Origin of the sequence: Haliscomenobacter sp. (assembly GCF_965225875.1) — a bacterium.
Lineage (GTDB): Bacteria > Bacteroidota > Bacteroidia > Chitinophagales > Saprospiraceae > Haliscomenobacter.
Genome location: NZ_CBDDBS010000002.1, coordinates 199,982 through 213,182, shown reverse-complemented (window position 1 = coordinate 213,182; position 13,201 = coordinate 199,982). Strand labels below are relative to the sequence as shown.

Annotated in this window: 11 protein-coding genes and 1 pseudogene; 1 reads left to right on the top strand and 11 read right to left on the bottom strand. The window is 48.2% G+C overall.

Going from position 1 to position 13,201, the window contains the following annotated elements; all coding sequences use genetic code 11:
- Positions 1 to 84: 84 nt before the first annotated feature.
- Positions 85 to 1,206 carry a glycoside hydrolase family 18 protein gene (locus ACO08K_RS03945; RefSeq protein ID WP_421795097.1) on the bottom strand — a complete coding sequence of 374 codons (1,122 nt, stop codon included), beginning with the start codon at positions 1,204 to 1,206 and terminating at the stop codon, positions 85 to 87.
- Between the two features lie 56 nt (positions 1,207 to 1,262).
- Positions 1,263 to 3,023 (bottom strand): gliding motility-associated C-terminal domain-containing protein, encoded by a 1,761-nt coding sequence (locus ACO08K_RS03940; RefSeq protein WP_421795096.1) that lies wholly within the window; start codon positions 3,021 to 3,023, stop codon positions 1,263 to 1,265.
- Positions 3,024 to 3,106: 83 nt separating this feature from the next.
- Here ACO08K_RS03940 and ACO08K_RS03935 point away from each other — a divergent pair, with 83 nt between their 5' ends.
- Positions 3,107 to 4,066 carry a YheT family hydrolase gene (locus ACO08K_RS03935; RefSeq protein WP_421795095.1) on the top strand — a complete coding sequence of 320 codons (960 nt, stop codon included), beginning with the start codon at positions 3,107 to 3,109 and terminating at the stop codon, positions 4,064 to 4,066.
- Between the two features lie 255 nt (positions 4,067 to 4,321).
- Here ACO08K_RS03935 and ACO08K_RS03930 read toward each other — a convergent pair whose 3' ends face one another.
- The 9 genes and pseudogenes from ACO08K_RS03930 to ACO08K_RS03890 form a co-directional block, all read right to left on the bottom strand.
- Positions 4,322 to 6,010 (bottom strand): carboxylesterase family protein, encoded by a 1,689-nt coding sequence (locus ACO08K_RS03930; protein WP_421795094.1) that lies wholly within the window; start codon positions 6,008 to 6,010, stop codon positions 4,322 to 4,324.
- A gap of 205 nt (positions 6,011 to 6,215) precedes the next feature.
- Entirely contained in the window at positions 6,216 to 7,859 is a 1,644-nt protein-coding gene (locus ACO08K_RS03925) for a hypothetical protein (protein ID WP_421795093.1), read from the bottom strand.
- A gap of 44 nt (positions 7,860 to 7,903) precedes the next feature.
- Complete coding sequence (locus ACO08K_RS03920) at positions 7,904 to 8,563, bottom strand: carboxypeptidase-like regulatory domain-containing protein (protein WP_421795092.1); 660 nt, start codon at positions 8,561 to 8,563, stop codon at positions 7,904 to 7,906.
- 68 nt (positions 8,564 to 8,631) lie between these two features.
- Positions 8,632 to 10,083 carry a vWA domain-containing protein gene (locus ACO08K_RS03915; protein WP_421795091.1) on the bottom strand — a complete coding sequence of 484 codons (1,452 nt, stop codon included), beginning with the start codon at positions 10,081 to 10,083 and terminating at the stop codon, positions 8,632 to 8,634.
- A gap of 61 nt (positions 10,084 to 10,144) precedes the next feature.
- Entirely contained in the window at positions 10,145 to 10,975 is an 831-nt protein-coding gene (locus tag ACO08K_RS03910; RefSeq protein ID WP_421795090.1) for a sulfurtransferase, read from the bottom strand.
- Positions 10,976 to 11,174: 199 nt separating this feature from the next.
- On the bottom strand, positions 11,175 to 11,729 hold the full coding sequence (locus tag ACO08K_RS03905) for an STM3941 family protein (protein ID WP_421795089.1): 555 nt from the start codon (positions 11,727 to 11,729) through the stop codon (positions 11,175 to 11,177).
- 42 nt (positions 11,730 to 11,771) lie between these two features.
- Positions 11,772 to 12,347 carry a hypothetical protein gene (locus tag ACO08K_RS03900; protein WP_421795088.1) on the bottom strand — a complete coding sequence of 192 codons (576 nt, stop codon included), beginning with the start codon at positions 12,345 to 12,347 and terminating at the stop codon, positions 11,772 to 11,774.
- Between the two features lie 79 nt (positions 12,348 to 12,426).
- Complete coding sequence (locus ACO08K_RS03895; RefSeq protein ID WP_421795087.1) at positions 12,427 to 12,765, bottom strand: XisI protein; 339 nt, start codon at positions 12,763 to 12,765, stop codon at positions 12,427 to 12,429.
- Positions 12,753 to 13,168 (bottom strand): annotated as a pseudogene (locus tag ACO08K_RS03890) (element excision factor XisH family protein). The gene ACO08K_RS03895 and the pseudogene ACO08K_RS03890 overlap by 13 nt, the downstream one beginning before the upstream one ends.
- Positions 13,169 to 13,201: the final 33 nt, after the last annotated feature.

Here is a 13,201-nt window from a genome sequence, read left to right as displayed (position 1 = left end):
TCCTGTCTTTGTGTCTTGGTGTCTTTGTGGTGAAAAATCCCGCCTCAGGCGGCTGCTAAATAGTTACGATTAGGTTTATAAAAACTACTGCTGTGCCTCCCAAATCGCCTGCAACAAACCTGTACCCGGCCTATCATCGGTCAATTGCCAAAACATGATGCCGCCCAGCTTTTGCTTCATCACGTACTGCGTTTTGAGTTTCACCGAACTGTAGTCGTCAAAAGTAGCAAATTCCTTGCGCTGCGGACTGTAGGCCCAAGGCGCCTGAGAGATTGAATCGCGGTAAAACACAAAACCCTCTTCCGCTGTAAAAGTGCTGGAAATGCGGTGGTAAGGCACAAAGGATTTGAACTTGCCCGACTGGTACAAACCCCGATTGACGTTTTCAACCTCCACCCAACTGCGGGCATAAAAAGCTGCACCTAAAATGATCTTTTCCGCAGGTACCCCAATTTTTAGCAATTGCTGCACCCCATCCGCACCCGAGGCTTTTTGCTTTTCATTGGAAAACAGCGGGGTATGGTGTCCGGTAACGGTGCTAAACCCACTCACCAGATCGTAACTCATCAAATTCACATAATTGACCAGGGGCATCACTTTGTCCCACTCGATGGATTTTTCAATAAAACTGGCAAAGCCCCCGGCAGCAAAACTCAGGACCGCTTTTTTACCCAAAACCTGCCGCAATTCCTGCACCAGGGCGGTGAAATGGGCCTTGTCTTCGGGCATAAAGGCGTGCCCGGGATAACCCTCAATGCCCGGATATTCCCAATCCAGGTCGATGCCGTCGGCCCCGTATTCTCGCATGAGGTCTTTGACAGAGCGGGCAAATTCCTGGCGACCTTCAGCTTTGGCAAAAACGCCCGAGCAAGGCGCGCAACCGCCCCAACCACCGAGCGAAAGCATCACTTTGAGTTGTTTGTGCTTTTTTTTGAGGGCAACGAGGTTGCGAATAGCGATGCTGTCTTTGGCATTGTCTACAGCGAGGCGCTGGCCACGCAGGTGGCAAAAACTGTAAATGACGTGGGTGACCTGCTCCCATTTGTATTTGTCCAGGTTTTGGCCATTGCCCATGTAGTAGGCGACAGTGGCTATTTTTTTAGGTTTGGCAGGGGAAGGAACTGTATGATGCGGAACAAAAAACAGGCTCAAAAAGCCCAGGGAGAGGAATGCTGAAATGCTACGCGCAAACAGGGAATGGAACATGATAAACTGGTTTATGGTTTGGGTAAAATGTAGGGACAAGATTAAAAAAATCTGGATTAATTCCGCAACAATTGCACCTTCTGCGTCAAAGTTCCTTCTTGGATGTTGCCACTTTCATCCAGTACTTGATATCTAATAGCGACCATGTACACCCCTGGATCAGCAGGATTTTGGCGAGCCCGTCCATCCCATTGCACATCCGCCCCGCTAGCCGAAAACAGGCGATCGCCCCAACGGCTGTACACACTCATCTCCACATTTTGCAGGGGGCAATTGCTGAACAAGCCCAGCTGATCGTTGAGGCCATCGTCGTTGGGACTAAACGCATTCGGCAGATAGACCAAACAGGCGCAAGGCTCGCGCTTTACTTCATACTCCAAGATGGTGGGAGCTATACAATTGTAATCGGATGCGCGATAAATGCCTGGCTTGCTGAGGGTTCGGCTGGAAGAAGGGGTGCCATCCTCCCAGATGAAATCGGCATTGGGCAACTCGATACTCCAGTCTAAACCACAGCTTAAGGTGCTGTCGATGTGAACGATGCGATTTTGGGTGAGATCACAACTCTGCGCAAAGGAGAATTTCCAGGGCGCATTGTCAATTTTGGCTTCGAGGTAGCGCGGATTGAAAGGAAAAAAACTCACTGTTTGTGGCGCAACGGTGATTGGGTAGGTATGTGCTGATGTCGAACCGAAATCTTCCCAACGGAAACAGGTACCTTGACTGGAGTCGATGGCGGCTTGTAGCACAAATCCGGCGTAGCGATCTGCTGAAGCCTCCCTTAAATCCTGGCTTCCAATGATGCTAACCCGGCCTTTGCTAGCCAGGCTTTGATAAATACCATCTGTTTGGAGTGACTGCGCAATCAGCAAGCGCCGCTGGCGGCTGATTTGGCCATTTTGACTCAGCGTCAACTGACTGGGGTAATTTTCATTGGCTCCTGGATGATTGTATACCGCAAACAAATTGCCATTATCCAGCACTTGCAGGTCGGCGGAGCGACCGGTGGTTTTGAAATCGGGACTGTTCCAGACAATCTCCCCATTTGGATTGATTTTGTAAAAAAATGCGCGGTCATCTTTGAGCGCTTCAAAAATATAACCGCCTTCCACCTCAACCGGGCCACCCACCGGATAATACCCACCCGCACTTTCCCTGGAATCAAAAGTGGTGGCCCACAATAGATCTCCCGTTGCGTTAAACCGGAAGGTATAAATCCCGGAACGGCAAAGAAAACCACCATCTCGGGTCAAAATGGCTTCGCCAGTTGATTCAAAAGGAGCAAATACCTTTCCCCACTGGATGGTCAAACTTGGATCAAAAATGCACAAAAAACCACGTTTGGCGGTGCTGAAATCCAGAACAAGGCCAAAGGCCATGAGGTTGCCATTGGGCAAAACCTGGATGTTGTAGGTGAAGTTGTCCACAGTCCCCATGTGCATCATGCGGTAGGCCAATTCGTTGCCTTTGGGGCCAAGTTTCAGGATGAAAATGTATTCACTACCACTTTCATAAGCCGAGCCATAGATGAAAACCTCATTGTTTGAGTTGATCTTGACGTCCTTGAACGTCATGAAATTTTGCTTCCATTCGAAGTTTTTGCTCCAAACCGTATTGCCACAGGGATCAAGCCGCAGGATGTTGATGCCGCCATTGCGGTTGGCAGTTTCACCCCGAACCGGGGAGCCACAGATCAACAGGTCTCCATTGGAAAAGCGGGCAATTTTTTGCTCATACGGCTTAACCGATTTCTCCAGCAACTTGAAGTACTGTTGGGAGAAACCCGAGAGGCTGTAAAACAGCAGAAACAAGGCCATAGTATGTTGGAACCCGCTTTTCATTATCCAAATATACGACTAAATTTGCGCTAAAATGTCGCCTAATTAACACAGGTTTACGTATGCCCTTCATTTCAAAAGACGATTACCTTCCACCCTGGTTGTTTCGCAATGCCTATGTGAACACCATCTATCCTTCGCTGCGGCGTGAAGTACCAGATTTACACTATACAAGAGAACGCATCGATACGCCCGACGGGGATTTTTTGGATCTCGATTGGGCTGCGCAAGGCAGTAATCGACTAGTTCTGGTGCTGCATGGCCTCGAAAGCTCAGCGGAACGGGGTTACATCAAAGGGATGATCCGGCGTTTTTATCTGGAAGGCTGGGATGGGCTGGGTATGAATTTCCGGGGATGTAGTGGCGAGAACAATCGACTCCTGCGCACCTACCACATCGGGGAAACGGGTGATCTGGATGTAGTGCTGCAACACGTTTTGTCGAAAAACCAGTACCGTGAAATCGCCTTGGTCGGGTTTAGCCTTGGGGGCAACGTGGTGATGAAATACCTCGGGGAAAAAAGCACTCAGGTGTATCCCGAAATCAAAAAAGCCGTGGCTATATCCGTGCCATGTGATGTGCCCAGCGCCAATGAAGAGTTCAACAAATTGAAGAACTGGATTTACATGTACCGCTTCATGAGCACCCTGAATCCCAAAATGCACGAAAAAGCCCAACGTTTCCCCGATCAGTTTCAGGTCAGCATTCCCAAACCACGCAATTTTGGCGAGTTTGATGGGGCTTTTACGGCGCCGGTGCACGGTTTTGAAAGCGCAGAAGACTATTGGATGCGCAACAGCAGTATCCGCTTTTTACCCGACATTTGCATTCCAACTTTGTTGATCAATGCCAAGGATGATACTTTTTTAAGCCCTTCTTGTTTTCCCTATGAACTGGCGGAAAAATCTCCTTATTTCCACTTGATGGCGCCGAAGTATGGCGGGCATTGTGGGTTTTACACGCCGGGAAAGCGGAATGTATACTGGTCGGAGGAGCAGGCTTGGGCGTTTGTAGCGGGGTAGGTTGAATTATCCAACCTACGCAAATTTCCTTTTGCCTACCTTAAATAATCGGAAGCAGATCACAACTTTAAAATGCCCCTCCGAAAGTTTCAGACTTTCGGAGGGTTTTTATTTGCACCATTTTGCGCAAAAGAAATAAATCGCCCCGAACAAAATTGGGATGATCCGTTTATCTGCACCATTGTGCGCTAAAGAACTTTTCAAAAGGATGGACCTTTTAAAAAGGCATACAAGATTTTACCTCGCGCATCCCGATCAACTAATCACATACGGCGGCAAAACCTTCCGCGCCTCCCGATCAGGATCATTTTGCAAGGCACAGGTATCGTCCAGGAACATGGTTTCACCCTTATCCGAAGAATATTTGGCCCACTTGGGCAATCCACCACCGTTGGGGTCACCCGTTTTCATGAACTGCAACAAAGCCCCAGCCATTTTTTGAGACAAGGCCCTTGGGCGTGCTCCTCCACCCGTATGTGATAGCATGGTATCAGTGTTGTAAAACCAAAAGCAAATATCCAGACAATGGAAAGCCCGCAGCCGATTGTCGAACAGGGGCGGCTGCCAGCCAAACCAGGCCAGGTATACCGGAGCCTCCTGCTTCGATTTGGAATCAGCCAATAAGATCGACCTTTGACGGTGATTGGTGATCATCGACCAGATGTCGGCTGGTTTTTTATTGGGAAAGGTTTTGGCGTAGGCATCCACAATTGCACCTGCTTTTTCGCCATAAGTGCCTTTGAATTGCTCCTTCAAGCCCTCCAAGGTAATGGACTCCCTGCTGGAATCGGTCCAGGTGTTGAAACTTTCGTTGGTCACCGAACAAATCATCATCGGAACTTTGGCAGCGTAGGGCGAGGCCTTTGGCAAATAGGGGTGATCGGGGATGTGTTTGCCATCTACCCGCGGCTGAAAGATTTGGGTGGCACTGGCCGCACTTTTTCCTGAATCTTTGGCCAGTTTTTCCGCGGCCCGAACCGCTATTTCGTAGTACTTCTGCCAGGGCATTTGTTGGAGTTGATCTACTTGAGTGTTTTCCAGCCCGGCCTCCTTCAGGATGTAGGTACCCAGTTTTTTGGAAAGATCGGGAAGACCCAAATCAACCCTGGCCCCACTTAAAACGACTGCCTTGCTGAATAAACCTTTTGCAGCAGGCATGGCAGTAGTGGTACACACTTTGGAGCCGCCGCCGGATTGTCCCATGATGGTTACATTGTTGGGATCACCGCCAAAGTTGGCAATATTGTCGCGTATCCATTCCAGGGCGGCCACCAAATCCAGCATCCCGACATTGCCGGAGGAGGCATATTTTTCTCCACCTACCCCGGAAAGATCGGTAAAACCAAGCGGCCCCAGGCGGTGATTGACCGAACAAAAGACCACATCTCCAAGCCGGGCCAGATTTTCTCCTTTGTACCCTTCGTGCTCAATGGCGTTGCCATTCCAAAAACCACCGCCGTGCATCCACAAGAGGACCGGGCGTTTTTTGCCATCGTTATAACCTGGCGTAAAGATGTTAATGCGCAAACAATCCTCACTGACATCGTCGTAGTTCCACTGGTCCCGGAAGGAGGCGAACTTGTTTGCGTAGCGGTTTTCCATTTGTTGCGGTGCCGAGTTGCCCCACCACAGGGCAGGGTAGACGTCGGTCCAGGGCTTGGGTTTTTGTGGAGGCATAAAACGATTGGCACCCGAGGTATCTGCTCCGTAGGGAATGCCCACGAAGTGGTAAATGTTCCGCAAGATGTAGCCGCGCACCTTGCCATAGCTGGTATTGGCCAGGGCAATATTGTCACCGACGAACAATACCTGATCATCCTCTTTGGCTTGCTCCACTTTACTGGCATTGCTGGCAAGTGCAAAGGGCGATCCCAGCCCCAGGGCGGCGGCCCCGGCGCTGAGGGTTTTAAAAAAGCGACGGCGGGTTGCTTGTGTTTTTTTCATGATCTAATCGTAGGTTAAGTAGTATATGAAGGTAGCAAATTAAGTCTTTGCACAAGTCTAAAGCCCCTCCCCGAAGGTTTTAGACCTTCGGGGAGGTTAAGCAGCGGTGCATTGCTCGACCGCCCCGAAAGTCTAAAACTTTCGGGGCGGAGTTTTAGATTGTGCATATGCCTGTCCATTATTTGCCAATTAAATTGCAAAAAATTTATCGGACAATTTTCCCCATCGGAGTTTCCACCCCAGTCATCTCCCAACGCCCCAAGCTCACTGGAATATTCCCCATGGCACTGAAGCGATCCAGAAACTCCTTGACTTGAAAGGGTTCTTTTTTTAACTCTTTCAAACGGGCAAAATCCATCATGGCCTGTTCGATCAAGTATTTTCCGGTCAGGTAACTGGTGCCATAGCCCGGCTGACGGAGGTAGAGGTGTTGTTCAAAAATCCGCAATTCGGGTTCCGTTTTCATCCAGCCTCGGGGGGTGTAGTCCACATGCAGACCTCCGGCTTCTTGCATGGTCATCTCGTTGGCATGGGCATAGAGGGAACCCAGGCCGCGGGCAGCCCGCTGAGCCAGCATGATGTGCACAATCTCGCGTACCCGGGGATCGTCCTTGTACAAGCCCGCCTGCATGAACATTTCCTCAACGGCGGTGGCAATGCCTTCGTTGTGGGAGTCGAAAATGTTGTAGAGCAGGGGCGCACGGCGGATCTCATTGGCATGTGGCTCCTGGTCCATTAGGGCCAGTTCAAACCAGTGGTAAAAATGGGAATACAGCGGGCGCGGGTCGTAATGCACGGTAATCCAGAAAAAGTTGCGTTTTTCCTGCGGCACAAATTTGCCCAAATGCGCTTCCAGGGCCGGAGCGAAATAATCCTTCATGCTCATGATCTCGTCATTTTTGAGGAAATTGAGCAGGCTTTGTGCTGCACGTTTGGCCAGGGCATCATAAGCTTCGGGGGAGTCCACTGCGACGAGTTCCGGGAGTTTGCGGTTGGCGTGTTCTTCGAGCTTGAGGGCCGACCAGGCGCGGGCCAGCTCCCGTTTGAGGAGCATCACTTCATCGTCCCAAGTCAGGGGCACGAGGTGGACGTTTTGCTGATACCAGGTATAGTTTTCTTTGCCGATGCCGGAGGGCCCGGTTTTGGTTTTGGCCTCTTTTTCCAACCAAGTGACGAACTGATCAGTGGAGCTTATGCAGGTTTGGATGGTTTTGGCCAGTTCCGTATCGGCTTTTACCCCGGGTAAATCCAGCATGGCCTTTAAATTTTCACTTTGGGAGCGAATGTCGCGAATCCCGGCAATCCAGAGGTCTTTGGCATTACCCGTCAGGTTGAGTTGAGCTTGTTCATTCAAGGCTGGGATGACCCGCAAATCGCTCAACAAACGTTCCTTCTCTTTTGGGCTCAAAGGAAAGGTATAGGTCCAAAGATCGGCAACCCGGTGGTGGGTTGGGCCTTCATGTGCTGGTACATCACTGCGGTCGGTATAGATGGATTGGTAAAAAGCGGGGTCACGCGCCCAGGGCTGGAGCACGCGTTGGTTGAAATCGTAGCCATTCATTTCTGCCAAGAGGATGGTCCAATCTACCCGTTGGGGGATGGTCCAATTGCTGGTATCCATGGCCAGGAGTTGGGCTTGGAGTTTTTTGAACTCGGGTTGGCGTTTTTGGAAAGTGGCAGCGGTGTAATCGGGTGCCTCATCGCGTAAGGGTGGCGTTTCGAAGCTGCGCCAGTTTTTGAAGAGGGCAAGCAGGTCGCTGTATTGGGCAGAACCTTTGGTGGGGGTCGGTTCGGATTGACAGCTGTTGAGCAGGCAGGCTGCAAGGAGCAAGGCTAGGGAAAGACGCATGGTGAACTTGGTTTTGTGCTGAACAAGATACACCAGAATAAACATCATCGGAAAATCCGTTGCCAAATTCTTTTTGGAAAAGACGGCCTCACTACGACAACTTCACCAGTTAATAAATTGGGATCATCGACCAAGGTAATTTTGATTTTTTTATTGGTTACTTCATCGAGATTAATTTGTAAGCGCTCAAAACCGACATAATTGGTAGTCAAGACTTTCGCTTGCCTCAAATCAGTAGGTACTACTAATTTGAACTCACCATCCAGATCAGAAACGGCGCCAATATTAGTTTCCCCAATTTGAATGAACACATCCGAAAGTGGTTCATTGTCTTCAGATATGATGGTTCCAATTATTTCAGCACTAGCTGTATCTCTTTTATTAATGGATTTATCGACTATTTCATAACGTGATTTATGGCCTTTGCAATTAGAATGGTTGATCGTTTTGCTGGTTTGGCAGGAACTCGCGGTTAGTAGGGTGCCTAATACAAGGGTGCTAAGGGATGGTTGAAGTGAAGTCCTCGGTGGCTGTTTGAGGCTCTTGTTCAGTTGGTATAATTGCTCTTCACCAAAATGACCACAGGTTTTGACCTTGCTTTTTTGCTCAAAATAACCAATGATTTCCTGATTGGATAGTTGAGTGAAATCGATAACATCTTTTTGGCACCCCTGGCAATAACGGCCTCCCGAAACAGGTTCCATGTCTTCCCATTTTTGGGAGCAGGTAAAGCCTAACTTGATTGCTTGGATGTGTTTGTTTTGATGGCTACTCATAACTTCTTCGCTGCCTCCACCAAAGTTTTAAACTCTGCTTTAAAGCCATATTCATCATTTAATTTCAACGTATTCAACCAGTTCAATACCTCGGGATAAGTGCTGCTGCCTTTGTATTGGGAATTGGTGATCAACATGGAAAAAGCGGCTACACTGGCACTGAAACGCATAAAATCGCTGGACTGCGGGAAGGTTTTTCCCGCATCAAAAATGTCCAGACGCAGGGGATTGCTTTGGTCCGAGTCCGGTTTTTTGTAGCGAAAATCGATCACAAAAGTGGGTGCGGATTTGGCGGTAGCCTTAGCATTTGGCACTATTTCGTACAAGGCTGTGATGTTTTGATTGGCGCCAATTTCACCAGCGTCCTTTTTATCGTCCTCAAAGTCCTCTTCATTCAATACCCGGTTTTCGTAACCAATCAAGCGATAGGCTTTCACGTTTTCGGGGTTAAATTCGACCTGCACTTTTACGTCTTTGGCAACGGTATAAAACTTGCTGTAATCGTAAATGAAGACCTTTTTGAGTTGGGTCAAATTGTCAATGTATTCGTAGGTACCGTTGCCGTTGTCGGCAATTTGCTCGAGCATGGCATCATTGAGGTTGCCGCGACCCACCCCTAGTACGGTTAAATAAATGCCCAGCTCCCGTTTTTCTTCAATCAATTTCACCAGCTCCTCCTGCGAAGAAGGTCCCACGTTGAAATCCCCATCGGTACCAATGACAACCCGGTTGTTGCCTCCAACGATGAGGTTTTCCTGGGCAATTTTGTAGGCGGTGATGATGCCTTCGGCCCCGGCGGTACTGCCGCCTGAACCCAGTTTGTCAATGGCTTTTTTAATCTTACTTTTGTCATTGCCGGGAGTGGATTCGAGCACCACGCCCGCTGAACCCGCATAGGTGACAATGGCCACCCGGTCGGCGCTGGACAAACCATCTACAAAGTATTTGAAACCATTTTTCAACAAGTCCAGTTTGTCCTCACTGGCCATGGAACCGGATACATCGATCAAAAAGACAAAGTTAGAGGCAGGGAGTTTTTCCTGGGCAATGGGCTGCCCTTTGATGCCGATACGCACCAATTTGTTGGCTGCATTCCAGGGACAGGCACTGACTTCTCCATTCAAGGTGATGGGGTGGGCACCAGGGTTGAACTCGTAATCCAGTTGGAAATAATTGAGCAGTTCTTCAGTACGAACCGCCCCCTTGGGAGGCATTTGGCGGTCCTGCTGGATGAACCTGCGTACATTGGCATAAGAGGCGCCATCGGCATCAATGGAAAAAGTTGAAACCGGTTTTTCAGAGACATCAATAAAGGGATTTTCTTCCTGGTTGGTGTACTTGTCGCCAGAGTGGGAAATTTCGCGAATGCCGGAAAAATCGTAACTAGTGGTAGTGCAAGAGCTAATGCCGAGCACCAAGTGCAGGAAGAGGAAATGAATCGGTTTCATTTTGAGCGGTTTTGCTTTTTGCAGCATAAGATAACAACAAAAATTCAGCTCCGCAAGGCATTTAACATTTGTTCCTCGACCACTCGCTCCAGGAGCCGACATAGAGTTTTGGAATCTCCAAACCTGCCTGCGCCACTGCCAGCAAAGTGTGACAAGCCGTCACCCCAGAGCCACAGTGAACGATCAAGTGATCGGCGGGTCTTTCGGCAAAAGATTCCTGATATATGGCTTTTAACTCGCTTGGTGACTTGAATAAACCATTGGCATCCAGGTTTTCACTGAAGGGAATATTGATGGCTCCGGGAATGTGCCCGGCAATCAAATCAATCGGCTCCACCAAACCCAGGTACCGATCGTGGTCTCGCACATCAACAACCAGGTAATCGGGATCCTGGGCGACTTGTTCCACTTCAGCCATATCGGCCTGGGGCAATTGCCAGGCCTTGATCGGGTAGGGGAGGTTTTCTTTGGGCTGCTCTATGCCCGCACTCATGGGAACCCCAGCTCGCTCCGCAGCCTGGATGCCGCCATCCAGAACTTGAACCCTGGAATGCCCAATGGCCAGAAGCATCCACCAAAAGCGGGCAGCGGCATTGGCTCCACTTTTGTCGTCGTACACCACCACGTGGCTTTGGGGGCTGATGCCGAGTTTGCCCAAAGTTTCGGAGAATTGAGCCAAAGTGGGCAATGGGTGCCTGCCACCCTGGGATACATCCGCTTTGATGTCCGCCAATTGGTTGTCGAGGTCTACAAATAGAGCTCCCGCCAGGTGTTTTTGGATGTAATTTTCCCGGGCATTTTTGCCATTGGTGGCATCGATGAGGACCAGGTCGGGGGAGTTGATGAGTTGCATGAGGTCGGTGGCTTGGATGAGAGGGCGGATGGGATGCATGATTGATGTTAGTTTTTAGGTTTTAGAAAAAAAACTAAGGGAATGTGCCTAAATCTAAAACCTCTCCCCGAAAGTTTTAGACTTTCGGGGAGTTAAAGCAGCGGTGCATTGCTCGACCTCCCCGAAAGTCTAAAACTTTCGGGGAGGAGTTTTAGATCCTGCATGTGTCTAATTGTTTGGTAATCAAATCAGCACAAGCCTATTGGTTTTTACCTGGTTTTGGATTAAATGCAGCCAAATGATCCTTCAATATCTCCAGCAATTCATCAAATGAAATTTTTAAACCATTGCTGCTAATGCTTATAGGTGTTCCGTACTGTCGGTAGTTCAAGGCCATCAATTTCCGTTTCCAGCCATTGCTTTGGCGATCGATGTAATCCTGAGGGTTTTTGACCAAAATGAGGATCAAGCGCTGGCGCTGGATTTGCTGCACCTGAATGTCTTCAATGTCTTTCCATGAAATTTGCCCAAGGGAAAGCCCTCCTGAGTTGTCGTTTAAGCCCTGCTCGTTGATGATCAGCCCGGGGCGTGAGTCGAAAAGTTTGCGGATCACCAAAATGGCAATGCCCCCAAAAAATAGAATCGAAACAAGGCCTAAAACTATGAGCAAAGTAGATTCCAGCGAGGAACCTGTTCTGCTCGGTGGTGCCAACACAAACCAAAAACCGATGGCAACAAAGGCGAATGCTCCAAGGGTGGAAAGCAAAAGTTTGCCTTTGGAGAGGGGAATGGAGATGGGTAGCTTGGTGGTCATATTGAGCCGTAGATTCTTTGAGGACGAAGATAATTTATTGATTCATTTATTGTTTCGACTGATGGCGAAAACAACAACGGAGTTTGGCAACAATTGAATGAATTTTTCTTTTGGTTTTAGTGTTTCTAAGGTGTCACCGTTGCGTTCCATGTTGTTTATAAGGTTGCGAAAATTGCTTAAAATCAACACCTTTTCAATTTTCAGGATCAAATATTCCGTTTCTTTTTCGGCTTTGTAGAAATATTTCACGCCATCAATTACGGCATCACTGGCTCCATCCAATAGTCCAACCTGAAAAGTATCCCTGGAAAGTTTGATGATGAATTCGTTTCCATAGTTGTAGGTATTGTATTCGATGCTGGTTTTGCCACTGGTGGTTGACGCCCGGTACCTTTTTGTGCTCACATCGTAAACTTCTTCAAGCTCAGCTTCGATGTTTAAACGGGCTTTGCTGCCCTGAAAATCCAGAATTACTTCCTGCAATTCGGTATTCCTGATGAACAAAACACCATTGGCAGTTCCATTGAAGTTACCAGTTTTTACCTTGCTGAAGACGCTGTTGAATGCTTTGTTGTTGATTACAGTTTGGTTTCGTTGAGCAATGAGTGGGAGGCTCAATGCAAAGGAAATTAGGAAGAGCGCAGAATTTAAGTGAGGCATAATTGTTGTATAATCATTGATCATTCAGTTATGAAACTCAAGATACCGCTAATCCCAAATGCTGTCTCACCTCTGGCGACCTAAACGAAGGCACAATATCCTCCGGTGGAACCCCAGCCTCCAATAATTCGTCAATGACTCCTTCTTCAGTCCAATCTTCCTGAATCCAGATTTTCCCATTTTTGATGTCAAAATGAAGTGTACAGCCATGAAGCCTTTTGGTGCCATCCCAGCCTATCTTCATCAAGTAATAATGATCGCCTTTTTCGTCAACCACTATCTGCGCTTCATACTCATCGATATGTCTGGTTAGAGGATACACGTGAGCTTGAATGATGTTTTTGATAATTTCACGGTAGCGAGCTATTTTTTCCATAAGACAATTTCATTTTTAGAGGTGTCAAAAACAAAATATTGTACCTCCTCTTCTTCGAGGGTGATTTGAACGAATTCTTTGCGGAACAGGCGATCATAGGCTTCTGAAGGAACGGCTAAAATTACCTGACGATCCTCTTGGTGAGTTAACCGCAGAATTCTTCGATAATTTAGGTACTGCCCCAAAACTTCGTGAAATTCATAGATGAGAGATCTTGCAACGAAACTTTTTACTTCCACTGCAATCTTAAGTTCTCCCTTTTCGGCTGCAATTACTTTCTCTGCACCAAGATCAATGGACAGATCAGCGTCACATATTGCACTTGAAATGGATCATGCGTAATTGTCCATCCATCCTTTATAAGGGCATCTCGAACATTATTGTGGTAGATATCTCTAGCCATAAATTTCTTTACTGCAAAAATACGGTTTTTAAG

Bases quoted from the DNA above. Each gene is read 5' to 3' on its own strand.
- ACO08K_RS03910 (WP_421795090.1), bottom strand. From the start codon at position 10,975: ATGCATCCCATCCGCCCTCTCATCCAAGCCACCGACCTCATGCAACTC.
- ACO08K_RS03905 (WP_421795089.1), bottom strand. From the start codon at position 11,729: ATGACCACCAAGCTACCCATCTCCATTCCCCTCTCCAAAGGCAAACTT.
- ACO08K_RS03940 (WP_421795096.1), bottom strand. From the start codon at position 3,023: ATGGCCTTGTTTCTGCTGTTTTACAGCCTCTCGGGTTTCTCCCAACAG.
- ACO08K_RS03935 (WP_421795095.1), top strand. From the start codon at position 3,107: ATGCCCTTCATTTCAAAAGACGATTACCTTCCACCCTGGTTGTTTCGC.
- ACO08K_RS03930 (WP_421795094.1), bottom strand. From the start codon at position 6,010: ATGAAAAAAACACAAGCAACCCGCCGTCGCTTTTTTAAAACCCTCAGC.
- ACO08K_RS03920 (WP_421795092.1), bottom strand. From the start codon at position 8,563: ATGGAACCTGTTTCGGGAGGCCGTTATTGCCAGGGGTGCCAAAAAGAT.
- ACO08K_RS03925 (WP_421795093.1), bottom strand. From the start codon at position 7,859: ATGCGTCTTTCCCTAGCCTTGCTCCTTGCAGCCTGCCTGCTCAACAGC.
- ACO08K_RS03895 (WP_421795087.1), bottom strand. From the start codon at position 12,765: ATGGAAAAAATAGCTCGCTACCGTGAAATTATCAAAAACATCATTCAA.
- ACO08K_RS03945 (WP_421795097.1), bottom strand. From the start codon at position 1,206: ATGTTCCATTCCCTGTTTGCGCGTAGCATTTCAGCATTCCTCTCCCTG.
- ACO08K_RS03915 (WP_421795091.1), bottom strand. From the start codon at position 10,083: ATGAAACCGATTCATTTCCTCTTCCTGCACTTGGTGCTCGGCATTAGC.